This is a genomic window from Pseudoxanthomonas mexicana (genome assembly GCF_014397415.1).
Classification (GTDB): domain Bacteria; phylum Pseudomonadota; class Gammaproteobacteria; order Xanthomonadales; family Xanthomonadaceae; genus Pseudoxanthomonas_A; species Pseudoxanthomonas_A mexicana.
This window is the reverse complement of sequence record NZ_CP060731.1, coordinates 1,528,669-1,552,994: the sequence shown is the minus strand read 5'-3', so window position 1 is coordinate 1,552,994 and position 24,326 is coordinate 1,528,669. Positions and strand designations below refer to the sequence as shown.

The window sequence follows — 24,326 nt, the reverse complement described above, 5'->3', positions numbered from 1 at the left end:
TCAGCGGCTGCGTCGCCGGAACAGCAGCCACGAAATGCCCAGCAGGGCGAACGGCGGGATCGCATAGGCGATGCGGTAGTCCAGCCGGAAGGCGCCCGCCAGGCGCACGAACATGGTCTGCAGCACCCAGAAGCCCACGGCGAACACGATGCCCAGGAACAGCCGCTTGCCCATGCCTCCGCTGCGCAGGCTGCCGAAGGCGAAGGGAATGGCGGCCAGGCACAGCGCCAGCACGTTGAGCGGATAGAACCAGCGCGCCCAGTACTGGTCCTCGTAGTCGCGCGCGTCCAGTCCGTTGCGCTTGCGGTAATCGATGTTCTGGCTCAGCTCGTGACTGGGCATGTTGCGCGCGCGCACCAGGCTGGACGACAGCACCGAAGCGTCCAGTTCCGATTCCCAACGCTCGCCGAGCACCGTGGTCTGGGTGGCGGAGCGCTCGTTGAAGGTGGTCCGGCGGACGTTCTTCAGCAGCCAGTAGCCGTCCAGGTGTTCGGCGATGGCGGCGTGCGCGATGGAGGCCAGGCGACCGTCGTCCGCCAGTTCGTACATCCGCACGTCGCGCAGCTGCAGCGACACCTTGCCGCCCGGCTGCTCGCGCTCTTCGCCGCTCTGCGCGTAGAGGAACGTGTTGCCCTCGCGGGCCCACAACCCGGAATAGCGGTCCATCGCCACGTTGCCGGTGCGCGCGCTCATCTTCAGTGTGTCGGCCTGGCGCTGGCCCCACGGGCCCAGCGTTTCGCCGCTGACCACCATCAGGCCGGTCAACAGCGCCAGCGCCGCCGCCACGGAAATGCTCAACCGCCGCCGCGACAGGCCCAGCGCACGCAGCGCGGTCAGTTCCGAGCTGGCCGCCAGCTGCCCCAGCCCCATCAGCGAGCCGATCACCGCCGCGGTGGGAAACATCGTGTAGGCACGGCGCGGCACCGTGTACAGCACCCAGGCCACGGCATGGCCGAAGGTGTAGTTGCCGGTGCCCAGGTCACCGATCTCCCCGGACAGCGCCATCACCACGTCCAAGCCCACCAGCACCGCCCAGGCCAGGAGGACGGTGACCAGTACCACCTGGCCCACATAGGTGTCGTGCAGGCGTGGCATGAACCTCATGCGCGCCTCCGCGGTCGCGACGGCCGGCCGTCACGCAGATAGAACCAGATCGCCGCGGCCAGCAGCGGCAGGGTCAGCCACCACAGGCCCGCCAGTCCGGGCAGCTTGTCCTCGCTGAGCCACTGGGTGCCGTTGAACATCAGGCTGATGCCGACCAGATAGGCCAGGAAGCCCAGCATCACCCGCCCGTAACGGGTCTGACGGGGCGAACTGCGCGACAGCGGCAGGGTCAGCAGCGCGAACGCCAGCGCCAGCAGCGGCGGGGTCAGGCGCGCGTGCAGCTGCGCGTTGGCGGCCGGACGCGCGTCGCCCAGCAGGTTCGAGGTGGGCTGCAGCGAGGGATCGTCCTTGTCCAGGGTGTCGGCGCGGTCCGGCAGGGCGACTTCATTGGCCTTGTAGCGGATCAGCCGGTAATCCAGGCCGGGACCGTCCGGGCCCTCGACCCGGAAGCCGTCATCCAGCCTCAGGTAACGGTTGCGCTCACCCTCGAAGAACATCTGCCCGGACTTGGCCGTCACCACGTCGATGCGGCCGTCCTTCGCCCGGTGCATGAACACCCTGCTCAGGCCGGTCCCGTCCGGCGACAGCCCGCTCACGTAGACCACCGCGCCGCTGGACAGCACGGTGAACTTGCCGGCGTCCAGGCCCGAGACCACCAGGCTGCGGTTGGCGTGTTCCAGCATGGTCTGCGCGGTGCGCAGCGCCCATGGGCCCAGCCACAGCGAGCACAGGCCGACAATCACCACCACCGGCACCACCAGCATCAGCAGCGGCCGCAGCAGGCGGCGCGGGCCGATGCCGGCCGCCGTCAGCACCGCCATTTCCGAATCCCGATAGAGGCGCGAGAACGCCAGCAGCAGCCCCAGCATCAGCGCCAGCGGGATGATGTAGGGCATGTAGTTGAGGAACTGCAGGCCCAGCTGGGACAGCAGCAGGCGGGCCGGCACCTTGCCGTCCGCCACGTCGCCCAGCAGGTCCGCCATCACGCCGCCCACGCTGACCATCAGCAGGATGATCAGGGTGGCCAGGAAACTCTGGGTGAATTCCCGGAACAGGTAGCGGTCCAGCTTCGGCATCAGGAGGGCTTGATCTACAATCTCGGGCTTGTGCGCCGCACCTGCGGCGGCGGTCTCTGCGGTCCGGGATGGCGCCAGCCACCTTTCATCCGGCCCGCGATTGTACGTAACTGAACCGGGAATCTGATCAATGACGCTGGAATTCACCCTGAACCGCGAAGCCCCCGCCCAGGCCGGCGTCGACTGCCTCGTGGTAGGCGCCTGGGCCGACAAGAGCCTCACGCCGGCCGCGCAGGCCGTGGATGCGGCGAGCGGCGGCAAGCTGTCGGCCCTGGTCCAGCGCGGCGATGTCGGCGGCAAGACGGGCAAGACCACCCTGCTGCACGACCTGCCGGGCGTCGCCGCCCCGCGCGTGCTGGTGGTGGGACTGGGCGAAACGGCCAAGTTCGGCGTGGCCCAGTACCTGAAGGCCGTCGGCGATGCGGCCCGCGCGCTGAAGACCGGCCCGGCGAAATCCGCGCTGTTCACCCTGTCCGAAGTGGACGTGAAGGACCGCGATGCCGCCTGGAAGATCCGCCAGGCCGTGATCGCCGCGGACCACGCCTGCTACCGCTACACCGCCACCCTGGGCAAGAAGAAGAACGACGACCCGGGCCTGGTCCGCTTCGACGTCAGCGGCGACGACGCCCGGGCGCTGGCGCAGGGCGTGGCCATCGCCGCAGGCGTGCAGACCACCCGTGAACTCGGCAACCTGCCGCCGAACATCTGCACCCCGGCATATCTGGCCGAGCAGGCCCAGAAGCTGGCGGCCGAAACCGGCGCCGAGGCCGAGATCCTCGACGAGGCGCAGATGGAAGCGCTGGGCATGGGATCGCTGCTGGCCGTGGCCCGCGGCTCGGCCAACCGCCCGCGCCTGATCGTGCTGAAGTGGAACGGGGGCGGCGACGCCAAGCCGTACGTGCTGGTCGGCAAGGGCATCACCTTCGACACCGGTGGCGTGAACCTGAAGACCCAGGGCGGCATCGAGGAGATGAAGTACGACATGCTGGGCGCCGGCAGCGTCATCGGCACGTTCGTCGCGGCGGCGAAGATGAAGCTGCCGGTGAACCTGGTGGTAATCGTGCCGGCGGTGGAGAACGCCATCGACGGCAATGCGTATCGTCCCTCCGACGTCATCACCAGCATGTCCGGCAAGACGATCGAAGTCGGCAACACCGACGCCGAGGGCCGCCTGATCCTGTGCGACGCGCTGACCTACGCCGAGCGCTTCAAGCCCGCCGCACTGGTCGACGTGGCCACGCTGACCGGCGCCTGCATCGTGGCGCTGGGCCGCTACGCCAGCGGCCTGATGAGCAAGCATGACGACCTCAGCAACGAGCTGCTGGGCGCCGGCGAAACCGTGTTCGACCGCGCCTGGCGCCTGCCGCTGTGGGACGAGTACCAGACCCAGCTGGAATCCACCTTCGCCGACGTCTACAACATCGGCGGCCGCTGGGCCGGGGCCATCACCGCCGGCTGCTTCCTGGCCCGCTTCACCGAAGGCCAGCGCTGGGCGCACCTGGACATCGCCGGCGTCTCCAACGACGAAGGCAAGCGCGGCATGGCGACCGGCCGTCCGGTCGGCCTGCTGAGCCAGTGGCTGCTGGACCGGAGCAGCGAGAAGTGAGCGAAGAGAAGTGAGGAGTGAGCAGAGCACGCTCCCCTCTCACTTCTCACTTCTCCCCACTCACTCCTGCCTTCTATGTCACGAGCCGACTTCTACCTGATCGCCAAGCCGCGCTTCCTCGAGGAGCCGCTCAAGCTGGTCTGCGAACTGGCCCGCAAGGCCTACGACAGCAACCAGTGGACGCTGGTGCTGGCGCGTGACGCGGCCCAGGCCGAGGCACTGGACGAGCTGTTGTGGGAGTTCGATCCCGACGCCTACATCCCGCACCAGATCGCCGGCGACGAAGAGGACGAACTGACGCCCGTATTGATCGCCACGCCGGATGTCGACGTGCCGGCCCGCGCGCTGGTGATCAACCTGCGCGACGAGGCCTTCGCCGGTGCCTGCGAGCGCGTGCTGGAAGTGGTGCCCGCCGATCCGTCCGCACGCGAACCGCTGCGCGAGCGCTGGAAGCAGTACAAGGCGCGCGGCTTTGAAGTGAACAAGCACGATATGTAGCACCCGTCATTCCAGCGAACGCTGGAATCCATTCTGCCGTTGCGCTGGCCTCCCGCCAGACAACGCAAAGGCAAGATCAGGATGGATCCCGGCAGTCGCCGGGATGACGACTCCAACATCCCCCCGGAATCCCATGACCGACCTCGCCTCCAGCTACGACCCGAAATCCTTCGAATCCCGCCTGTACGCGCAGTGGGAAGCCGCCGGCTACTTCAAGCCCAGCGGCACGGGCGAACCGTACACGGTGCTGCTGCCGCCGCCGAACGTCACCGGCACCCTGCATATGGGCCACGCGTTCCAGCACACGCTGATGGACGCGCTGGTGCGCTACCACCGCATGCGCGGCTACGACACGCTGTGGCAGATGGGCACCGACCATGCGGGCATCGCGACGGAGATGGTCGTCAGCCGCAACCTGGCGCTGGAAGGCCAGGGTGAGACGCGCGATTCGCTGGGCCGCGACGGCTTCATCGCCAAGGTCTGGGAGTGGAAGGCGCAGTCCGGCGACACCATCGAACGGCAGATGCGCCGCATGGGTGCGTCCGGCGACTGGTCGCGCAGCACCTTCACGATGGATGAGCAGGCGTCCAAGGCCGTCATCGAGGCCTTCGTGCGCTGGCACGAACAGGGCCTGATCTACCGCGGCCAGCGCCTGGTCAACTGGGATCCGGTACTGAAGACCGCGATTTCCGACCTGGAAGTGGAGAACGTCGAGGAAGACGGCTTCCTGTGGTCGATCGAGTACCCGCTCGCCGACGGCAGCGGCTCGCTGGTGGTCGCCACCACGCGTCCGGAAACCATGCTCGGCGACACCGCGGTGATGGTGCATCCGGAAGACGAGCGTTACGCGCACCTGATCGGCAAGATGGTCAAGCTGCCGCTGACCGACCGCGAGATCCCGGTGATCGCCGACGACTATGTCGACCGCGAGTTCGGCACCGGCGTGGTCAAGGTCACGCCTGCGCACGACTTCAACGATTATCAGGTCGGCCTGCGCCACGGCCTGCCGCTGATCAACCTGCTGACGCCCACCGCGGCGATCAACGAGAACGCACCGGAGAAATATCGCGGCCTGGACCGCTACGAAGCACGCAAGGCCGTCCTCGCGGATCTGGAAGACGCCGGCCTGCTGGTCGAAACCAAGCCGCACAAGCTACAGGTGCCGCGCGGCGACCGCACCGGCCAGGTGATCGAGCCCTACCTGACCGACCAGTGGTTCGTGAAGATGGACGGGTTGGCCAAGCGCGGCCTGGAACTGGTCGAGTCCGGTGAGGTGAAGTTCGTGCCGCCGAACTGGATCAACACCTACCGCCACTGGATGGAGAACATCCAGGACTGGTGCATCAGCCGCCAGCTCTGGTGGGGCCACCGCATTCCGGCGTGGTTCGACGACGCGGGCAACTGCTACGTCGGTCGCGACGAAGCCGAAGCGCGCGCGAAAGCCGGCCTGTCCGCCGACGTCGCGCTGACCCAGGACAGCGACGTGCTGGAGACCTGGTTCTCCTCGCAGCTGTGGCCGTTCAGCACGATGGGCTGGCCTGACGAACAGGCGATGGCCGCGCGCGGCTTCGACCGCTACCTGCCGTCGTCGGTGCTGGTCACCGGCTTCGACATCATCTTCTTCTGGGTGGCGCGCATGGTGATGGCTACCGACAGCTTCGTCGGCCAGGTGCCGTTCCGCGACGTCTACATGACCGGCCTGATCCGCGACAAAGACGGGCAGAAGATGTCCAAGTCCAAGGGCAACGTGCTGGACCCGCTGGACATCATCGACGGCATCTCGCTGGAAGACCTGGTGGCCAAGCGCACCGGCGGCCTGATGCAGCCGAAGATGGCCGAGAAGATCGAGAAGGCCACGCGCAAGGAATTCCCGGACGGCATCGTGGCGCACGGCGCCGACGCGCTGCGCTTCACCATCGCTGCGCTGGCGACCCACGGCCGCGACATCAAGTTCGACATGGGCCGCGCCGAGGGCTACAAGAACTTCTGCAACAAGCTGTGGAACGCCACCCGCTTCGTGCTGATGAACACCGAGGTCTTCAGCGCCACCGGCACACCGCAGCCGAAGACGGATGCCGAACGCTGGATCCTGTCGCGCCTGGCCCAGGTCACCGCGGAAGCCGAAGCGCAGTTCGCCGCCTACCGCTTCGACCTGCTGTCCCAGGCGCTGTACGAGTTCGCCTGGAACGAGTTCTGCGACTGGTTCGTCGAACTGGCCAAGCCTGCATTGAATGGTGATGACGCCGCGGCCGCCGACAGCACCCGCCACACGCTGCTGTACGTGCTGGAATCGCTGCTGCGCCTGCTGCACCCGCTGACGCCGTTCGTTACCGAGGAACTGTGGCAGCAGGTCGCGCCGAAGCTGGGCATCGATGGCGGCACCGTGTCGTTGCGCCCCTACCCGGTCGCCAGCGACTTCGCCGGCCAGGACTACGCGCAGGCCGATGCCGACGTGGAATGGCTGAAGACCATGGTGTCCGCGCTGCGTCGCGTGCGCAGCGAGCTGAACGTGTCGCCGGCGAAGACCATCCGCCTGCTGCTGCAGGACGGCAGCGACCACGACCGCGCACGCGTCGCGCGCTTCGCATCGTCGCTGTCGTTCCTGCTGAAACTGGACGACATCGCATGGATGGAGGCCGGCGCGGACGCGCCCGCCTCCGCCGCCGCCGTGGTCGGGGAATTGAAGCTGCTGGTGCCGCTGGAAGGCCTGGTCGACCTGGATGCCGAGCGCGCGCGCCTGGACAAGGAAATCGCCCGCGTGTCCGGCGAGAAGGACAAGAGCGAGGCCAAGCTGGCCAAGTTCACCGACAAGGTGCCCCCGGCCGTGGTCGAACAGGAGCGCCAGCGCCTGGCCGACTGGAGCAGCCAGCTCGCCGCCCTGCACGCGCAGCGCGCGAAGCTGGGCTGATCAATGTTGTCGTCATCCCGGCGAACGCCGGGATCCATCTTGATGTTGCCGTTCTCCTTGAAACGCGAACGACGGAGCGGATTCCCACTTTCGCGGGGATGACGGCAAGAAGAATCGAACGACAGCGCTCTACAGCGGCGGCATCGTGGTGATGTCGTCGGCGACCAGTTCGATCGCCATCACCAGCGCATCCTCGCGGCCATCGCGGGCCGGGTAGTAGCGTGGGCGGCGGCCGATCTCGTTGAAGCCTTCGCTGTGGTACAGCGCGATGGCACCGGGATTGGAGGGCCGGACTTCCAGGAACACACGCTGCGAGCGCTGGTCGCGCGCGATCTTCACCAGCGCACGCAGCAGGTACCGACCCAGTCCCCGCCCCTGACGCTCGGGCGCAACGCAGATGTTCAGCACATGCGCCTCGTCCGCGGCGATGCTCAGCAGCCCATAGCCGATCACCAGGCCGTGTTCGGTCATCACCCAAGACGGGTAGCCCGACTTCAGGCAGTCGCGGAAGATCCCCCGGGTCCAGGGAAACGGATACGCCCGCTGCTCGATGGCCATCACCGCATCGAGGTCGCCCTCGCGCATCGGCCGCAGGCTGGGTGCGGACGTCGGTGAAACCTCGACGCCCTGCGCACTCACGGCGCGCTCCGCCGCAGGCGCCGCAGTACCGGCCACAGCGCGCGCTTGGCCGCGGGATTGCCGCGCAGCTCGGCCGACGAAGGCCATTGCGCGAACACCTCCGCCGCGCCCGGCGCGTTGGGATTCATGCCCGAAGCGCGGATCAGCGCGAAATGCAGCCGGTCGGGCATGCGCGAACCGGGCAGGCGAACCGGCGACGCGGGACGCACCGGCGGCGTGCGCTCGATCGCCTCGGGTGCCGGCGGCCGGGCGCGCACGGGCGACGGCGGCACGGCGCGCTCGGGCACAGCTTCAGGCGCCTCACGGGAAGGTGCTCCCGTCTCGGTGGGCCAGTCGGCAGGCAGGAAGACGGTCAGGCCCAGCGCGCGCAGCCAACCCTGCTGCTCGGCCGACCACAGACGGTCCGCCGCGAGCGTCACGCCTGCGCATCCTTGTGCCGACGCACCCGCTGCCACAGCCAATAGCCCGGTCCCGACAGCGCGTACACCACGCCGACGGCCAGCAGCGTGCGCGGCAGGTCGATGAAGAGGATGGCCAGCACCAACGGCACCAGTGCCAGCACCACGAACGGAATGCGGTCGGCTTTCGCCCCGCCTTCGCCCGTGCCCTTGAAGCTCCAGAAGCGGATGCGGCTGACCATCAACAGCGCCGCGGCCAGGGTCACGCCCAGCGCCACATAGCGCAGTTCCTCGCCGGTCCAGCCCAGTTCGCCGTCAGCGAACGCCCACACGAAGGACATCATCAATCCCGCCGCCGCCGGGCTGGCCAGGCCGATGAACCAGCGCTTGTCCACGGTGCCAACCTGGGTGTTGAACCGGGCCAGGCGCAGCGCCGCACACGCCGCGTACAGAAACGCCACCACCCAGCCCACGCGGCCCATCACGCCGCCATCGAACTTCAGCGCCGACAGCGACCAGTGGTACATCACCAGCGCCGGTGCCAGGCCGAAGCTGACCAGATCGGCCAGCGAGTCGTACTGCACGCCGAAGTCGCTGCTGGTGCCGGTCAGCCGCGCCACCCGCCCGTCGATGCCGTCCATCAGGCCCGCCACGAAGACCGCGATGGCGGCGTGGACGAACTGGCCGTTCGCCGCGGCGATGATCGCGAAGAACCCCGCGAACAGGCCGGCCGTGGTGAACAGGTTGGGCAGCAGGTAGATCCCGCGCGAACGCGGGGGCGGCTTGATTTCGTTCATGGGTCGCAGTTTAGCCCAAGCGGTCCGCGCTCCGGCTTGCCTGTACGCCCTCGGGGTGCTGCAATCGGGGTTCCTCGATCCCGGAGCCGGCCATGCGCCTCGTCCCCTGTCTAGCCGCGCTGGCGCTGTGCCTCGCCGTCGCCGCCACCGCACAGGCCCAGCAGGTCTACCAGTGGAAGGACAAGAACGGCGTCACCCACTACGCCGACAGCCCGCCCCCGAACCAGACGGTGCAGAACCGGCGCATCAACCAGTACGGCGCACCGGCGGCCGAAGCGGCGCCCGCGGGCAAGCCGGCCGAGCATCCGCAATGCGCGACCGCCCGCCGGAACCTGGAAGCGTTGGCGCACCAAGGCCCGGTGCAGCAGGACACCGATGGTGACGGCAAGCCTGACGTCACCCTGGACGATGCCGCCCGCGCCAACCAGCGTGCGCTGGCCGACGCAGCGGTAAAGGCCTACTGCAAGCCGGGCGGCTGACGCCTCGTGCGGGCCTGGCTGGCCATCGCGGTCGGCATCGCCGCGGGCGGCGGCATCGCCTGGTGGCTGGCGCGCGAGTCACCGGAAGCCCGACAGCACACGCAGGCGCGGGCCCGCCAGGCGGCTGCCCAGGCACAGGACGCACGCCCTTCGCTGTACCGCTGGCGCGATGATGCCGGGGTGCTGCAGATCACCGACCACCCTCCCAAGGGGCGGCGCTACGAACGAGTGGACCGTGACCTGCCCGCCGGCATACGGGTGGAAGGCGATCGGGCCGGGCCGTTGGAATAACGCCCCGCACGCGGCCAAGGCTGGCAAAATAGGCGATTCGTCCCCCTGAACGCCGATGCCGATGCGCCTGTCGCAGTTCCATCTCCGCACCACCAAGGAAACCCCGGCCGACGCCGAACTGGTCAGCCACCAGCTGATGCTGCGCGCCGGCATGATCCGCAAGCTGGCCGCCGGCCTGTACACCTGGTCGCCGCTGGGCCTGCGCGTGCTGCGCAAGGTGGAAACCGTCGTCCGCGAGGAAATGGACCGCGCCGGCGCCATCGAAATGATCATGCCGACCATCCAGCCGCGCGAGCTGTGGGAGGAAACCGGACGCTGGGAGAAGTTCGGCGGCCAGTTGCTGAAGATCACCGACCGCAAGGAGCAGCACTTCTGCTACAGCCCCACGGCCGAAGAAGCGGTGACCGACTTCGCGCGCCAGGAGCTCTCCAGCTACAAGCAGCTGCCTGTCAACTTCTACCAGATCCAGACCAAGTTCCGCGACGAGATCCGTCCGCGTTTCGGCGTGATGCGTGCGCGCGAGTTCGTGATGAAGGATGCGTACTCCTTCCACATCACAGACGAGGATCTGGTGCGCGAATACCGCAACATGCATGCGGCCTACACGCGCATCTTCACCCGCCTGGGCCTGGACTTCCGTGCGGTGCAGGCCGACAGCGGCGCCATCGGCGGCGATGCCTCGCAGGAGTTCCACGTGCTGGCGGATTCGGGCGAGGACGCCATCGCGTTCTCCACCGGTTCGGACTACGCCGCGAACGTCGAAACCGCACAGGCGGCCGCGCCGGGTCCGCGCGCCGCCGCCTCGGAAACGATGACCAAGGTCGCCACGCCCACGCAGAAGACCTGCGAGGACGTCGCCGCACTGCTCGGCATTCCGCTCCAGCGCACCGTCAAGTCGGTGGCCGTGATGACGGATGGCGGCTTCGTGCTGGCGCTGGTACGCGGCGACCACGCCGTCAACGAGATCAAGCTGGGCAAGGTCGCCGGCATGGCCGACTACCGCCTGGCGACGGAGGCCGAGGTTCTCGCCCACCTGGGCAGCGAGCCGGGGTTCCTCGGCCCGATCGGCGCGAAGCAGGCGATCCGCGTGGTCGCCGACCGCGACGTGGCGGCGATGGCGGACTTCGTGGTCGGCGCCAATGAGGCCGGCTTCCACCTGGCGGGCGTCAACTGGGGCCGCGACCTGCCGGAACCGGAGACCGTGGCCGACATCCGCAACGTGGTGCCTGGCGACCAGGCCGCCGACGGCGGCGAGATCCGCATCGTGCGCGGCATCGAGGTGGGGCATGTGTTCCAGCTCGGCCGCAAGTACAGCGAAGCGATGAAGTTCACCGTGCTGGACGAGACCGGCAAGGCCGCCACGCCGGCGATGGGCTGCTACGGCATCGGCGTGTCGCGCATCGTGGCGGCGGCGATCGAGCAGAACCACGACGCCAACGGCATCATCTGGCCCGCGCCGATGGCGCCCTGGGCGGTGGCCGTCTGCATGATCAATCCGAAAAACGATGCCGCGGTGAACAATGCGGCCGAGGCCCTGCTTGAAGAACTGCAGGCGGCGGGCATCGAGGCGGTGCTGGACGACCGCGGACTGCGTCCCGGCGCGATGTTCGCCGACATCGAACTGATCGGCATCCCGCATCGCGTGGTGGTGTCCGAACGCGGGCTGGCTGCGGGCACGTTCGAATACCGCGCGCGCCGGGCGACGGAGGCCGAGAACATCGGTCGCGACGAACTGCTGGCGCGCCTGCGGGGTTGATCGCAGGACGGATTCCGGAAAAGGGGATCGTCGCGGTTTGTGCCGCGATTATCCCGTCGATTAAGATGATTATTCGGCCAAGGACGGGCGTTTCCCTTCCTGACTGGAGATTCTGATGTCGATCGACCTGCGTAACCTGTCCGCCAAGGAGCTTGGCGCCCTGATCGAAAAAGCCAAGCAGCAGCAGAGCCGGCTGGCCAAGCGCACGCCTATCGCCACCGTGCGCAGCAAGATCACCAAGTTCGCCAAGGCCGAGGGCTACACGCTGGAAGAGCTGTTCGGCATGTCCGGCAATCGGGGCGCCAAGGCCGCCGCGAAGCCCAGCTCCCGCGCCGGCCGCAAGCTGGGCAAGGTCGCGCCGAAGTACCGCAACCCGGCCAACCCCAAGGAAACCTGGACCGGCCGCGGCAAGCATCCGCGCTGGATGGCCGCGCTGATCGCCAAGGGCAAGAAGGCCGACGACTTCCTCATCAAGAAGAAGTAAGCCGCTGCGGCATCGGACACGAACGGGAGGCCTGGCCTCCCGTTTTCGTTTGCGCAGGTCGCCTCAGAGATTCTTGCGCGAGGAGATCAGCAGGTTGCCGAACAGCAGGCCCGCGATCAGCGCCATCACCACGTTGGTGACCGCCAGCAGCGCGGACTGCCCCACGCCCACATCCTGTTGCTGCACCAGCGTCAGCAGCCCGCGCAGGCTGGTACTGCCGGGCACCAGCATCAGGATGCCGGGCACGCGGATCAACGCACCCGGTCGGTTGGCCCAGCGCGCAAACGCGTTGCCGGCCGCCGTCAGCACCAGCGCGGACAGGAAGATGCCCACCGGACTGCCCCAGGCCTGCCCGGCATAGCGCGAAATGCTGTACCCGGCAATGGCGGCGGCCATCACCCAGAAATAGTCGCGCCGGTGCGCCTTGAACAACACCGCGAAGGCATAGGCCGCGAACACCATCGCGACCCACTCCACCCATTCCGGCTGCGGCCGCAGCGCGCGGACCTCCGGGTACAGGCCCACCAGCTGCGCCAGCGTCACCGCGATCATGCTGCCGACGGTCAGCTTGAGCACCGTCGCCATGGCGCCGGCGAAACGGGCCACGCCCGACACCAGGTGCTGGCTGGTCAGCTCGTTCACCGCATTGGTGAGGGCCATGCCGGGCAGCAGCACGATCAGCGACGCGATGATCACCGTGTTGAGGTTGAGCGGCGCGATGAAGTTGGCCACAAGGATGGCGACGAAGCCCGCCACCAGCGCCGAGATCGCGTCGCTGGCTTCCTTCATCTGTGGCCGGCGCGCGATCAGCTCGCCCAGCACGCCGATGATGATGCCGATCAGCCCCGCCGTCGCCATGTCCAGCCACGGCAGCCGCCACAGCCCGGCGACGGCCGCCGCCGCCAGGCCCGACGCGAAGATCTGCATCGCGCGCCAGCGCACGCTCGGCGTGCGGTCGAGTGCGCGCAGCGCGGTGTGGCCCTGGGCGATGCTCATTTCCCCCATCGACACGGCATCGGCGATGCGGTCCGCTTCGCTGAGCTTGTGCAGGTCGGTTTCGCCCGGCGCCAGCCGGATCACCCGCGTGCTGTCGCTGGCCCCTAGCGGCCGTACCGGATCGCTGAAACTCAGGATCAGGCCGGTCGGATTCGACCACGGCTCGCAATCCAGGCCCAGCCGCTGCGAGAGCCCGACCACCGTGCCCTCCAGCCGCTGCGCGGTGGTGCCGTAACGGTGCAGGCGCCCGGCGATCTCGCAGACGAAGGCGATGCGCTGGGCGTAGGTCGCGGGAGTCAACGTGTCGTCGGCCATCGGCACAGTATCGCCGAAGCGGCGTGCGGTCGCCTTCATCGCATGCTGCTTACACTACGCACCTGCAGCAGGACAGGGGGACGAGTGGGCATCGGCGAGGCCATGGCGCTGGGCAGCGCGGCGACATGGGCGGTGGGCGTGATCCTGGCACGGCAGCTGGGCGTGCATCTGCCGCCGCTCGCGCTCAACCTGCTCAAGAACGGGCTGGTGCTTGCCGTGCTGGCACCGGTGGCGCTGGTGCTGCATGCGGGGGCCTGGCCGTCGCTGCCGGCGACGGAACTGGCCATCGTCGTGGCCAGCGGCGTGATCGGCATCGCGCTGGCCGACACCTTGTACTTCCGCGCGCTCAATGAGCTGGGCGCCGGTCGGATGGGCGTGATCGGCAATCTCTACAGTCCGCTGGTGCTCCTGCTCGGCTTCCTGTTCCTGGACGAACGCCTGGGCGCGGGACAGTGGCTGGGGTTCGCGCTGGTGGGGCTGGGCGTCCTGCTGGTCAGTCGCCCTCCCGGGGAATGGCGGACGCATCCGCAGCACACGGTGCGCGGCGTCGTGATCGGGCTGGCCGCGATCGCGCTGATGGCCATCGCCATCGTGATGGTCAAGCGCACGCTGGAAACCCAGCCGCTGCTGTGGGTGACCGCGCTGCGGCTCGCCGGCGCGGTTGCGGGCCTGCTGGGGCTGGCCACGCTGCCTGCGATGCGCGCGCGCATGCGCTTCGTCCCCTCCGATGTGCCGTGGCGTCGCCTGCTCGTGGCCGCGTTGGTCGGTCAGGGACTGTCGATGGTGTTGTGGCTGGGCGGCTACAAGTTCACCTCGGCCTCGGTGGCCGCGATCCTCAACGAGTCCGCCTCGGTGTTCGTGGTGGTGCTCGCGGCGCTCTGGTTGCGGGAACCGCTGGGCAAGCGGGCGTTCATCGGCGTGGTCCTCACGTTCAGCGGGATAGCCTGTATGCTCCTTGGCCGAGCGATGCCATGACCCCCACCCTTGCCCGCCCGCACTGCGAAGCCGATGCCGCCGAACCCCGCCGGGTCCGGCTGGGCGGCGACTGGACGCTGTCCAGCGCGCTGGAGGTGGCCGAGCAGCTGCGCACGCTGCCGGACGCGGTCGACCAACTGGATGCCACCGGGATCGACCGCATCGACTCCGCCGGCGTGCTGCAGTTGATGCGCTTCGCCAAGCGCCGCGGCATGGAGCTGTCGGACATCGCGTTCCGCACCGACCATCAGGCACTGGTCAGCACCATCGAGGATGTCGCCGACGACAGGCCGCCACGCAAGCGCGACTACGGCGTACTCGCCGCGCTGTCCCGTCTGGGCCAGCGGGTCCACGAGAACGGGCAGGAAATCGTCGCCCTGCTCAGCTTCACCGGCGAGAACCTGGTCAAGCTGGTGCGGATGGTCAAGGAGCCGCGTCGTTTCCGCCCCACCGCCACGGTGGCGCACATGGAAGCGGTGGGCCTGGATGCGGTGCCGCTGGTGATCCTGCTGTCGTACATGGTGGGGGCGGTGATCGCCTTCCTCGGCTCCACCGTGCTGCGCGACTTCGGCGCGGAGATCTACGTGGTGGAGCTGGTGAGCATCGCGTTCCTGCGCGAGTTCGCCGTGCTGATGACGGCCATCGTGCTGGCCGGTCGCACCGCGTCGGCCTTCACCGCGCAGATCGGCGCGATGAAGAGCCGCGAGGAGATCGACGCCATCCGTACGTTGGGCCTGGACCCCATCGACCTGCTGGTGATCCCGCGCCTGCTCGCCCTGCTGGTGATGCTGCCGCTGCTGACCTTCATCTCGATGATGGCGGGCCTGGCCGGTGGTGTCACCGTGGGCGCCTTCGACCTGGACATCCCGCCGCAGATGTACATCGCGCGCATGCACGACACCATCGAAGTGCGCCACTTCCTGGTGGGCCTGTCGAAGGCGCCGGTGTTCGCGCTGGTGATCGGCCTGATCGGCTGCCTGGAGGGCCTGCGCGTGGAAGGCACCGCGCAGTCCGTCGGCGAGCGCACCACGTCCAGCGTGGTGCAGGCCATCTCGCTGGTGATCATGATCGACGCGCTGGCCGCGCTGTGGTTCATGCACATGGACTGGTGACGATGGCATCGGAAATCGGACAACAGGCAGCGGGTCCGGATGGCACGTCGCCCGCAACGACGGAGCGGCGTGCTGATTCGTCCGCGCGCGACGCCGTGATCCAGGTGCGCGGGCTGGTCAACCGTTTCGGCGAGCAGACCGTGCACGAGGGCCTGGACCTGGACGTGCGCCGCGGCGAGATCCTCGGCGTGGTCGGCGGGTCCGGCACCGGCAAATCGGTGCTGATGCGCGCCATCCTCGGCCTGCGCGAACCTCAGGAAGGCCGGATCTCCGTGCTCGGCGAGGATGCACTGTCGCAGGATCCCGCCGCGCGCCAGCACATCGAACGCAACACCGGCGTGCTGTTCCAGGATGGCGCGCTGTTCTCTTCGCTGACGGTCGGCGAGAACGTGCAGGTGCCGTTGAAGGAGCATCATCCGGAACTGCCGGACAGCTGGCGCTACGAACTGGCCCTGCTGAAGGTCAAGCTGGCCGGCCTGCCCGCCGACGCGCTGAACAAGCTGCCGTCGCAGCTGTCGGGCGGCATGCGCAAGCGTGCCGGTCTGGCCCGCGCGCTGGCCCTCGATCCGCCGCTGCTGTTCCTCGACGAACCCACCGCGGGGCTGGACCCGATCGGTGCGGCCGCATTCGACCGCCTGATCAAGACCCTGCAGGAAGCGCTCGGCCTCACGGTGTTCCTGATCACCCACGACCTGGACACGCTGTACGCGATCTGCGACCGCGTGGCCGTGCTGGCGGACCGCAAGGTGGTCACGGTCGCGCCGCTGCCAGAGGTGGAGCGCTTCGACCATCCCTGGGTGCAGGAATACTTCCACGGTCCGCGCGCGCGCGCCGCGCGCGATGGACAGCGGCCTTCCGCGCCCTCCCTTTCGCAAACGGCGGTCTGATCCATGGAAACACGCGCCAACTACGTCCTCATCGGGGCCTTCACCCTCATCATCGCCAGCGCGCTGCTGCTGTTCGGGTTGTGGGCGGCCAAGTATTCATCGGAACGCACGTGGCAGGAGTACCAGGTGGTGTTCCGCGAGGCGGTCACCGGCCTGTCCGTCGGCAGCCCGGTGCAGTACAACGGCATTGCGGTGGGCTCGATCACCAAGCTGTCGCTTGCGCCCAACGATCCGCGCCAGGTGATCGCACGCATCCGGGTGGAGTCGTACACGCCGGTGAAGACCGATACCCGTGCGAAGCTCGCCATCACCAGCCTGACGGGGCCGACCATCATCCAGCTCAGTGGCGGTACGCCGCAGGCACCGGCCCTTACCAGCGTGGACAGCCGCGAAGCGCCGGTGATCCAGACCGCCCCGTCGGCACTGCAGAACATCACCGACACCGCCAACCGCATCGTTGAGCGCCTGGACCAGGTGCTGAGCGACAAGAACGTGGCCAGCATCACCGCCACGCTCGAGAACCTGGAGTCCATGAGCAACTCGCTCGCCAGCCGTGAGGACGGGCTGGAGTCGCTGATCGTCAGCGCGCGTGATGCGGCGCAGAACCTGGACAAGACCCTGACCACCACCAACGGCGCCATCGAGCGCCTGGACAAGAACCTGGTGCAGGAACTGCCCGGGATCCTGGACAAGCTGGAGACGACGCTGGGCAAGCTGGATTCGGCGGCCGGCAACGCCGATGCGATCCTCGGCGAGAACCGTGCCGCCATCAACAGCTTCGCCAACGACGGCCTGGGCCAGTTGGGCCCCACGCTGACCGAATTGCGCGGCCTGGTGCGCGACCTGCGCCGCGTCAGCGACCGCCTCGAAGGCAATCCCGCCCGCTACCTGCTGGGCCGCGATGCACCCAAGGAGTTCGACCCGAAATGAAGCCGATGCGCCTCGCCCTTGCCCTCCCCCTCGCGCTCGCACTGGCCGGCTGTTCCATCCTGGGCAGCGAACAGCGCGATCCCGTCACCATCTTCGCCCCCGACGTCCGCGTGCCGGCGCGCCCCGACTGGCCTGCCGTGTCATGGACGCTGGTGATCGCCAAGCCCACCGCGGCGCGCGTGATCGACAGCCCCCGCATCAGCGTGCGGCCGACGCCCGGCGAGCTGCAGGTCTATCGCGGCGCGTCCTGGGCAATGCCGGCGACCGACATGCTGCAGGATGCGGTACAGCGCACACTGGAGGATTCCGGCCGCATTCCGGCGGTGGCCAGCGCCGACGCCGGCATCCTGGGCGACTACAAGCTGGTCATGGACCTGCGCCGGTTCGACGCCGACTACGCGGGCGGCGCACTGCCGGAGGCGGTGGTGGAGGTGAACGCCAAGCTGGTGAACAACCGCGGCCAGCGCGTCGTCGCCTCGCGCACGTTCCTGCAGCAGCGGCCTGCGGATGGCGTGGACGTGGCCCGCGTGGCCGCGGCGTTCGAACAGGCCCTGCAGGCGGCCACGACCGATATCGCGGGTTGGGTGCTCGTTTCGGGGAACAGCGACCCGAAGCCGGCCGCATCCCCCTGACCCGTCCGCCGCTCAGTGGCGACGCGCCGGATCGACCTGGCGGAACGTCAGGTTGATCCGGGGAGCCACCACGCGGGAGGTACGCGGAAGCGCATGCCGGTACAGCCGTTGGGTGTCACCGGACATCACCAGCAGGCTGCCATGCGGCAGCTCCAGCACACCCTTCAGCGCCGCATCGCGGCGATGCTTCAGCGCGAAACGCCGCACGCCGCCCAGGCTCACCGAGGCGATGACAGGACGTGGACCCAGTTCGGGTTCATCGTCGCTGTGCCAGCCCATGGCATCCCGCCCGTCGCGGTACAGGTTCGCCAGCACGCTGTTGAACGGCACTCCCAGTTCCTCCTGCAGCCGCACCCTGAGCACCGACAGGGCGTGATTCCAGGGGCAAGGGGTGAAATCGGCGCCCGAATAGCGGTAGACCGCCCCTGCATCCCCGATCCAAGCGCTGAGGCGGGGGGAATCCACCTCACGTCCGAACATCCTGATCCGGTGCACGCTCCAGGGCAGGTCGCGCTGGAGGAGGCGCAACAACGCATCGGCCTCGTCGGCGCCCAGCCATTCCGGCACGAATGCAAGCGATGCACCCGGCAGCGCGGCCAAGGCGCCATCCGTCGACAGTGGCAAGGGTATGGTCACGCCCGCGATGCTCGCGGATTTGCCCCGTCCGGTGCAAACCCCGAAAATACCGGCAGCCTAACGCCCTGCTGGAGCAAGCCCGATGTCCGATGTCGAACGCGATGTGATGGAGTACGACGTCGTCACCGTCGGCGCTGGCCCGGCGGGCCTGGCCTTCGCCATCCGGCTGAAACAGCTGAATCCCGATATCTCGGTCTGCGTGATCGAGAAGGCCAGCACGATCGGCGCGCACATCCTGTCCGGCGCCGTGATCGAACCCGCACCGCTGGATGCCCTGCTCCCCGGCTGGCGCGACAATCCGCCGCCGATCTGCGTGCCGGCCACGGAGGACGAGTTCTGGTACTTCAGCAAGGATGGTGGCCGCAAGTTCCCGATGGTGCCGCCGGGCATGCGCAACCATGGCAACTTCATCGTGTCGCTGGGCGCGATGTGCGCCTGGCTCGCCCCGCAGGCCGAAGCGCTGGGCGTGGAGATCTACCCGGGCTTCGCCGCCGCCGAGACGCTGCATGACGACGACGGCAAGGTCATCGGCGTGCGCATCGGCGACATGGGCATCGCCAAGGATGGCAGCCACAAACCCGGCTACACGCAGGGCATCGACATCCGCGCGAAGGTCACCGTGCTGGCCGAAGGCGCACGCGGCCACCTGACCAAGCGACTGGTCAAGCGCTTCGCGCTGGACAAGGACAGCGATCCGCAGGCGTACTCGATCGGGATCAAGGAACTGTGGCAGGTGCCGGAAGGCCGCGTCACGCCCGGCAAGATCGTGCATACCCTGGGATGGCCCGCCAGCAACGACATCTACGGCGGCAGCTTCCTCTACCACCTGGAGAACAACCAGATCGCGCTCGGCTATGTCAGCGGCCTGGACTACAAGGACCCTGAGTACAAGCCGTGGGAAGCCTTCCAGCAATGGAAGAACCACCCGCTGATCAAGCCGCTGCTCGAAGGCGGCAGCATCCTGTCCGCCGGCGCGCGCGCCATCGTCACCGGTGGCTGGCAGTCGCTGCCGAAGGTGGACATGCCGGGTGCGCTGCTGATCGGCGATACCGCCGGCCTGCTCAACGTGCCGAAGATCAAGGGCACGCACCAGGCCATCCGCAGCGGCATGCTGGCGGCTGAGCATCTGGTGGCATCGCAGCTCGCACCGGAAGGGTTCGATGCGAAGCTGCGTGCCTCGGATGCGATGGCCGAGCTGAAGTCCGTGCGCAACATCAAACCCGGCTTCAAGAAGGGCCTGTGGTTCGGCATGGCCAACGCCGCGTGGGAAACCGTCACCGGCGGTCTGTCGCCCTGGACGCTGAAGGTCAAGCCGGATTGGTCATCGCTCGACAAGCTCAGCGAACACGAAGCATCCAAGCGCGATTACGTGGACCGTACGCTGGCCCCGCGCGACCGCCTGCAAGGCGTCTACTACGCCGCCACCGAACACGACGAAGACCAGCCCGTGCACCTGCGCGTGCACGACACCTCCGTCTGTGTGACCCGTTGCGCCGCCGAATACGACAACCCCTGCACGCGCTTCTGCCCGGCGGGCGTCTACGAGATCGTCGACGACGGCGAAGGCAAGCGCCTGCAGATCAACGCCGCCAACTGCGTGCACTGCAAGACCTGCGACATCAAGGATCCCTACCAGATCATCGACTGGGTGACGCCGGAAGGCGGATCGGGGCCGAATTACCAGAACCTTTAAGGCGCAATGCTGCCCACGCGAGCTTGTCGCCTGCTCGTTTCATCTCTGAGCCTCCAAAAAAGCAACGGCGACGCGTAAGCGTCGCCGTTGCTTAATCACATTCGCAAGGATGCGCCTGTCCGTCACCTTCCCGTAACCTGCCAAGCTTGGTCCGCAACCTGCGTCGTATAGCCGGACGTCGCAAGAACCTGCGTTCCATCATAGAGCTGGACGAAGTTCTGGCCAGTCGACGTATTGCGCCAGAACAAGTCTGCCCGACCGTCGCCGTTGTAATCGCCGGAGTTGACGATTTTCCAGGCAGCGGCAGGTTCGTTGTACACGTAGCTCAGCGTGCCGACCTGCAGGCCGTTCATCAGCCAAAGCGCATTTTGCCCACTCATCGAGTTGCGCCAGTAAATGTCGTCGCGTCCATCCGCGTTGAAGTCACGAACAGCGACGATCTGCCACTGCTGCTCGGAAACTCGCGTGATCAAGCCCGAGCCTGCCGCGACTGACGTGCCTTGCATGTAGAGGATAAAGTTCTCACCCGTGGCCACATTGCGCCACAGCAGGTCAGGATAGCCATCGCCGTTGAAATCGCCCGGGGCGACGATTCGCCAGCTGAGCTGGCGTTCCTGATAGATCTGCACCGCCGCCGTCGGCGCACGCCCGCTCATCGTCCATAGCGTGACTCGTCCATCGTTGACGTTCCTCCACAAGATGTCCGAGGTGCCGTTACCATCGAAATCCGCCACGGCCGCCACTTCCCACGCCAGATCCGCAAGGCTATCCACGCTGCCCGACGTCGAGAGCACGGTGTAACCATCCATGTGCTGGATGAACAGCCGACCCGAGGTCGAGTTGCGCCACAAGACATCCGCCTTGCCGTCAGCGTTGAAGTCACCGCTGCTGATAACTTTCCACGCCTGATCCGCCTCGGTGTAGACATGGCCCCAGCCCGTCTGGACTCGCCCGTCTAGGCGCCAGATGTGGTTGACACCCGTCTGATTGTTGCGCCAATAGATATCCGACTTACCGTCGCCGTTGAAGTCGTTCGCCGCCTTCCCCAGCGGTACAACCGTCGCCCTAAACGTCGCCACCACCGGAATCGTCTGGTTCAAGCTACGCGCATTGTCCTCGCTGTTCGCGACGCCGCATGCCAGATTGGCGCCGCTGCCGCAGGTGCTCTTCAGGGGCGTGGAGAAGATGCGGTGCGAGATCTGGCCGGTGTCGCCGTACGCCATCACGGTGTAGAAGTTGCCGGCCGCTGCCGTTGTCTTGTATCCGAACGAATAGGGATACGCGCCATACTGCAGGACCGTTGTGTTGTTGGGGCCGGGGGCTGTCGAATTTGCGCGATCGTGCGCGGACCCCATGAGATGCGCAGCTTCATGCACCAGGGTCTCGTCGGCGCAGTAGTACGTCTTGCCGTCCGTCCCCTGGTCGTAGCCGTCGCTGATGACGGCGTAGCCCCATGGCGCATCCGCTGCAGTGATGGCGGTCTGGTTGGCGCCGTTCAGCCAAGCGATGCCGCAGCCCTCGTTCTCCGGCGTATTGAACTTGCGTACCAGCACGACGATATCCGCGCCGTACTGGTCGCGCGCCGCGCGCAACGGCGCGAGGCCGGCCGGAATGGTGACAGCGGACTGTCCATTGCTGCCGGTCAGCTCGGACAGCGCCGTCTGGTTGCTGTTGGTATTGGTATAGCTGACCTGCAGGGCATGGACGATGCGCAGGTAGCCGTTGACGTCGCTGTTGACGAAGGCCTGGTTGCCCACCTGGACCAGGAAGACCAACCGGGTCGCAGCGCCGGACGCGCCGCCATTCGCCGTGGCGAACTCAGGCGTGTAGCCGATGGCCACGTCGATGGTGTTGGCAGCGGTCTGCGGCGCACCCTGCGCCACCATGGTCGCGCCCTGGCTCACGGGCGCCGACTGGCTGACCGCGGCCCCCATCGACGAGCGCAGCGCGGCCGCCTCCGGGATCATCATGTCCACATGGCCCTTGGTCGCCGACACGACCTTCGAAGGATCGGTCTGGACAGCGAACACCCTGCCGTTACGGGTCTGCAAGCTCAGTGCCGGTTTGCCGCTGGCCTGCGGGATGGAACCGAACACCGCCTTCTCGCCGAAGGTGATGATGGCTTCCTGCATAGGATCGCCGCCGACCACACGGCCGATCCAGGTCCAGTTGCCGTCGATTTCCTCGACATGGCGCTCGTACCGCAGTTTGACCTGGCTGCCATCGGGCGAGGGGACCGTCATTTCGCCGGTGGCCACCGCCTTGAAAGCGTGCGCCTCGCTGATGGCGGTGGGGTACCACGTATAGGCGCCTTCCTGCTTGGCAGCCTTCGCCTGGTCCGGATAGGACAACAGCGCGCCGCGGTCCGGCGCATTGGCAATAGAGGCGCCGATCGCGCGGGCCAACGGAAGCGCGGCCGGCAGCGTGCCGGACGGCTGGGTCGCGGCCACGCCACGCATCCCGGCCACGCCCGATTCGGGGTTGCCTCCACTGCACCCGGCCAGAGCCACTACCAAGGCGCAAGCGCCAATGCGGAGTTTCATACGTACCCTCAAGAAAAACAGTTGGAGCCCCTGAACGGACAATATAGCCCAGCTGACCGGCTGTAAAACAGCCAACCCGGTCCGCTTCCCTGTTTATCGGCAGGATGACGTACAGCTGAAAGTCAGATGCATCGCCAGTAACGTGAGCGGAGATTTGACCCCGGTCACGCCACCATGGCGCGCGTCAAGCCAGCGACCGATAGGGCACGCCCGTCTTCGCACGGAGCTCTGCCTCGGTCACCCCGTCGGCCGACTCCACCAGCACCAGTCCCTCCCCGGTGACGTCGAACACCGCCAGATCGGTGATGATCCGATCCACCACGCCGACGCCGGTCAGCGGCAGGTCGCACTGGGGGAGGATCTTGTGGCTCCCGTCCTTGGCCACGTGCTCCATCAGCACGACGATGCGCTTGACCCCCGCCACCAGGTCCATGGCGCCGCCCATGCCCTTGACCATCTTGCCTGGCACCATCCAGTTGGCCAGGTCGCCCTTGTCGGTCACCTGCATGGCACCCAGCACGGCCAGGTCGATGTGGCCGCCGCGGATCATGGCGAAGGAGTCGTGGCTGCCAAAGTAGCTGGCGCCAGCGCGCGCGGTGACGGTCTGCTTGCCGGCATTGATCAGGTCGGCATCCACCTCGTCCTCGGTCGGGAACGGACCGATGCCCAGCAAGCCGTTTTCGGACTGCAGCCAGACGTCCATTCCGGCGGGAATGTGATTGGCAACCAGGGTCGGCAGGCCAATGCCCAGGTTCACATAGGCGCCATCGGTCAGTTCGCGGGCAGCGCGCTGCGCCATCTCATCGCGGGTCCAGGGCATCACTTGTCTCCTTGGCGGACGGTGCGCTGCTCGATGCGCTTCTCGGGGGCGGGGTTGTGGACGATGCGGTCCACGTAGATGCCCGGCAGGTGGACGTGGTCCGGGTCGATCGCGCCGACCTCCACCACCTCCTCGACCTCGGCAATGCAGACCTTGCCGGCCATCGCGCAGGCCGGGTTGAAGTTGCGCGCGGTCTTGCGGAACACCAGGTTGCCCGCCTTGTCGGCCTTCCACGCCTTGACCAGCGACACGTCGGCCATCAGCGCCGTCTCCATCACGTACCAATGCTCGCCGAACTGGCGCGTTTCCTTGCCTTCGGCGACGACCGTGCCGTAGCCGGTGCGGGTGAAGAACGCGGGAATCCCGGCGCCGCCGGCGCGCAGGCGCTCGGCCAGCGTGCCCTGCGGGTTGAACTCCAGCTCCAGCTCGCCCGACAGGAACTGGCGCTCGAACTCCTTGTTCTCACCCACGTAGGACGAAATCATCTTCCTGATCTGACGGGTCTCCAGCAGCAGCCCCAGTCCGAAGCCGTCCACGCCGGCGTTGTTGGAGATCGCCGTGAGCCCCTTCACGCCGCTGTCGCGCAGGGCGCCAATCAATGCTTCGGGGATGCCGCACAGGCCGAAGCCACCGACCGCCAGCGTCTGGCCGTCGGCCACGACGCCTTCAAGCGCCGCTGCCGCACTGGGATAGAGCTTCTGCCTGCCTCGGGAGCCGGGATTAGCCGCCATGACGCGATCCATTCGATGGT

The 24,326-nt window shown here is 67.5% G+C and carries 22 protein-coding genes and 1 pseudogene; 13 read left to right on the top strand and 10 right to left on the bottom strand.

Translation table 11 applies throughout. The features are described from left to right. Together lptG and lptF are read right to left on the bottom strand one after the other, a co-directional pair. Positions 1-1,104: an LPS export ABC transporter permease LptG gene (lptG, locus tag IAE60_RS07110; RefSeq protein ID WP_162110763.1), complete on the bottom strand. Its 1,104-nt coding sequence runs from the start codon at positions 1,102-1,104 to the stop codon at positions 1-3. Next, entirely contained in the window at positions 1,101-2,180 is a 1,080-nt protein-coding gene (lptF, locus tag IAE60_RS07105; RefSeq protein ID WP_187574350.1) for an LPS export ABC transporter permease LptF, read from the bottom strand. Before lptF ends, lptG begins: the two co-directional genes overlap by 4 nt. A gap of 130 nt (positions 2,181-2,310) precedes the next feature. On the opposite strand from lptF, the gene IAE60_RS07100 reads away from it, so the two are divergent. From IAE60_RS07100 to IAE60_RS07090, 3 genes are all read left to right on the top strand, one after another. Beyond that, the gene (locus IAE60_RS07100; protein WP_187574349.1) at positions 2,311-3,786 is read left to right on the top strand and encodes a leucyl aminopeptidase; all 1,476 of its coding nucleotides are present in this window, start codon (positions 2,311-2,313) and stop codon (positions 3,784-3,786) included. 75 nt (positions 3,787-3,861) lie between these two features. Next, entirely contained in the window at positions 3,862-4,284 is a 423-nt protein-coding gene (locus tag IAE60_RS07095; protein WP_187574348.1) for a DNA polymerase III subunit chi, read from the top strand. A 133-nt stretch (positions 4,285-4,417) separates the two neighbouring features. Next, positions 4,418-7,192 (top strand): valine--tRNA ligase, encoded by a 2,775-nt coding sequence (locus tag IAE60_RS07090; RefSeq protein ID WP_187574347.1) that lies wholly within the window; start codon positions 4,418-4,420, stop codon positions 7,190-7,192. Positions 7,193-7,321: 129 nt separating this feature from the next. Here the strand turns inward: IAE60_RS07090 and rimI are convergent, their stop codons facing one another. From rimI to pssA, 3 genes are read right to left on the bottom strand one after another with little or no spacing between them, the layout of a single operon-like run. Further along, the gene (rimI, locus tag IAE60_RS07085) at positions 7,322-7,777 is read right to left on the bottom strand and encodes a ribosomal protein S18-alanine N-acetyltransferase (protein ID WP_187574692.1); all 456 of its coding nucleotides are present in this window, start codon (positions 7,775-7,777) and stop codon (positions 7,322-7,324) included. A 50-nt stretch (positions 7,778-7,827) separates the two neighbouring features. After that, positions 7,828-8,250 carry an alanine acetyltransferase gene (locus tag IAE60_RS07080; protein WP_187574346.1) on the bottom strand — a complete coding sequence of 141 codons (423 nt, stop codon included), beginning with the start codon at positions 8,248-8,250 and terminating at the stop codon, positions 7,828-7,830. Beyond that, positions 8,247-9,026, bottom strand: coding sequence for a CDP-diacylglycerol--serine O-phosphatidyltransferase (gene pssA, locus IAE60_RS07075; protein ID WP_185895209.1), 780 nt, complete (start codon positions 9,024-9,026; stop codon positions 8,247-8,249). Before pssA ends, IAE60_RS07080 begins: the two co-directional genes overlap by 4 nt. A 92-nt stretch (positions 9,027-9,118) precedes the next feature. Between pssA and IAE60_RS07070 the strand changes: the two genes are divergently transcribed. The 4 genes and pseudogenes from IAE60_RS07070 to IAE60_RS07055 form a co-directional block, all read left to right on the top strand. Further along, entirely contained in the window at positions 9,119-9,505 is a 387-nt protein-coding gene (locus IAE60_RS07070) for a DUF4124 domain-containing protein (RefSeq protein WP_185895208.1), read from the top strand. Between the two features lie 6 nt (positions 9,506-9,511). Further along, on the top strand, positions 9,512-9,796 hold the full coding sequence (locus IAE60_RS07065) for a DUF4124 domain-containing protein (RefSeq protein WP_187574345.1): 285 nt from the start codon (positions 9,512-9,514) through the stop codon (positions 9,794-9,796). Between the two features lie 61 nt (positions 9,797-9,857). Beyond that, the gene (locus tag IAE60_RS07060) at positions 9,858-11,552 is read left to right on the top strand and encodes a proline--tRNA ligase (protein WP_187574691.1); all 1,695 of its coding nucleotides are present in this window, start codon (positions 9,858-9,860) and stop codon (positions 11,550-11,552) included. Positions 11,553-11,667: 115 nt separating this feature from the next. Continuing rightward, positions 11,668-12,030 (top strand): annotated as a pseudogene (locus tag IAE60_RS07055) (H-NS histone family protein); the annotation flags it as partial. A 69-nt stretch (positions 12,031-12,099) separates the two neighbouring features. On the opposite strand, the gene IAE60_RS07050 reads toward IAE60_RS07055, so the two are convergent. After that, positions 12,100-13,347: a threonine/serine exporter family protein gene (locus IAE60_RS07050; protein WP_187574690.1), complete on the bottom strand. Its 1,248-nt coding sequence runs from the start codon at positions 13,345-13,347 to the stop codon at positions 12,100-12,102. A 42-nt stretch (positions 13,348-13,389) separates the two neighbouring features. Between IAE60_RS07050 and IAE60_RS07045 the strand changes: the two genes are divergently transcribed. The 5 genes from IAE60_RS07045 to IAE60_RS07025 are packed head-to-tail and all read left to right on the top strand — an operon-like array spanning position 13,390 to position 17,883. Beyond that, complete coding sequence (locus tag IAE60_RS07045) at positions 13,390-14,322, top strand: DMT family transporter (protein WP_187574344.1); 933 nt, start codon at positions 13,390-13,392, stop codon at positions 14,320-14,322. Next, complete coding sequence (locus IAE60_RS07040; protein WP_187574343.1) at positions 14,319-15,434, top strand: ABC transporter permease; 1,116 nt, start codon at positions 14,319-14,321, stop codon at positions 15,432-15,434. Before IAE60_RS07045 ends, IAE60_RS07040 begins: the two co-directional genes overlap by 4 nt. Before the next feature lie 2 nt (positions 15,435-15,436). After that, entirely contained in the window at positions 15,437-16,321 is an 885-nt protein-coding gene (locus tag IAE60_RS07035; RefSeq protein WP_187574342.1) for an ABC transporter ATP-binding protein, read from the top strand. Positions 16,322-16,324: 3 nt separating this feature from the next. Beyond that, positions 16,325-17,251 carry an MlaD family protein gene (locus IAE60_RS07030; protein ID WP_185895202.1) on the top strand — a complete coding sequence of 309 codons (927 nt, stop codon included), beginning with the start codon at positions 16,325-16,327 and terminating at the stop codon, positions 17,249-17,251. After that, on the top strand, positions 17,248-17,883 hold the full coding sequence (locus tag IAE60_RS07025; protein ID WP_187574341.1) for an ABC-type transport auxiliary lipoprotein family protein: 636 nt from the start codon (positions 17,248-17,250) through the stop codon (positions 17,881-17,883). The genes IAE60_RS07030 and IAE60_RS07025 overlap by 4 nt, the downstream gene beginning before the upstream one ends. Positions 17,884-17,895: 12 nt before the next feature. On the opposite strand, the gene IAE60_RS07020 is transcribed toward IAE60_RS07025, so the two are convergent. Then, a complete protein-coding gene (locus IAE60_RS07020; RefSeq protein WP_187574689.1) occupies positions 17,896-18,483 on the bottom strand; it encodes an alpha-ketoglutarate-dependent dioxygenase AlkB family protein in 588 nt (195 codons plus the stop codon). Positions 18,484-18,601: 118 nt separating this feature from the next. Between IAE60_RS07020 and IAE60_RS07015 the strand changes: the two genes are divergently transcribed. Beyond that, complete coding sequence (locus IAE60_RS07015) at positions 18,602-20,212, top strand: electron transfer flavoprotein-ubiquinone oxidoreductase (protein ID WP_187574340.1); 1,611 nt, start codon at positions 18,602-18,604, stop codon at positions 20,210-20,212. A 122-nt stretch (positions 20,213-20,334) separates the two neighbouring features. Here IAE60_RS07015 and IAE60_RS07010 read toward each other — a convergent pair whose 3' ends face one another. The 3 genes from IAE60_RS07010 to IAE60_RS07000 all read right to left on the bottom strand — a co-directional run bounded on the left by IAE60_RS07010 (position 20,335) and on the right by IAE60_RS07000 (position 24,306). Continuing rightward, complete coding sequence (locus IAE60_RS07010) at positions 20,335-22,755, bottom strand: FG-GAP-like repeat-containing protein (RefSeq protein ID WP_187574339.1); 2,421 nt, start codon at positions 22,753-22,755, stop codon at positions 20,335-20,337. 184 nt (positions 22,756-22,939) lie between these two features. Beyond that, positions 22,940-23,575 (bottom strand): CoA transferase subunit B, encoded by a 636-nt coding sequence (locus IAE60_RS07005; protein WP_187574338.1) that lies wholly within the window; start codon positions 23,573-23,575, stop codon positions 22,940-22,942. After that, positions 23,575-24,306 (bottom strand): CoA transferase subunit A, encoded by a 732-nt coding sequence (locus IAE60_RS07000; protein ID WP_187574337.1) that lies wholly within the window; start codon positions 24,304-24,306, stop codon positions 23,575-23,577. Before IAE60_RS07000 ends, IAE60_RS07005 begins: the two co-directional genes overlap by 1 nt. Positions 24,307-24,326: the final 20 nt, after the last annotated feature.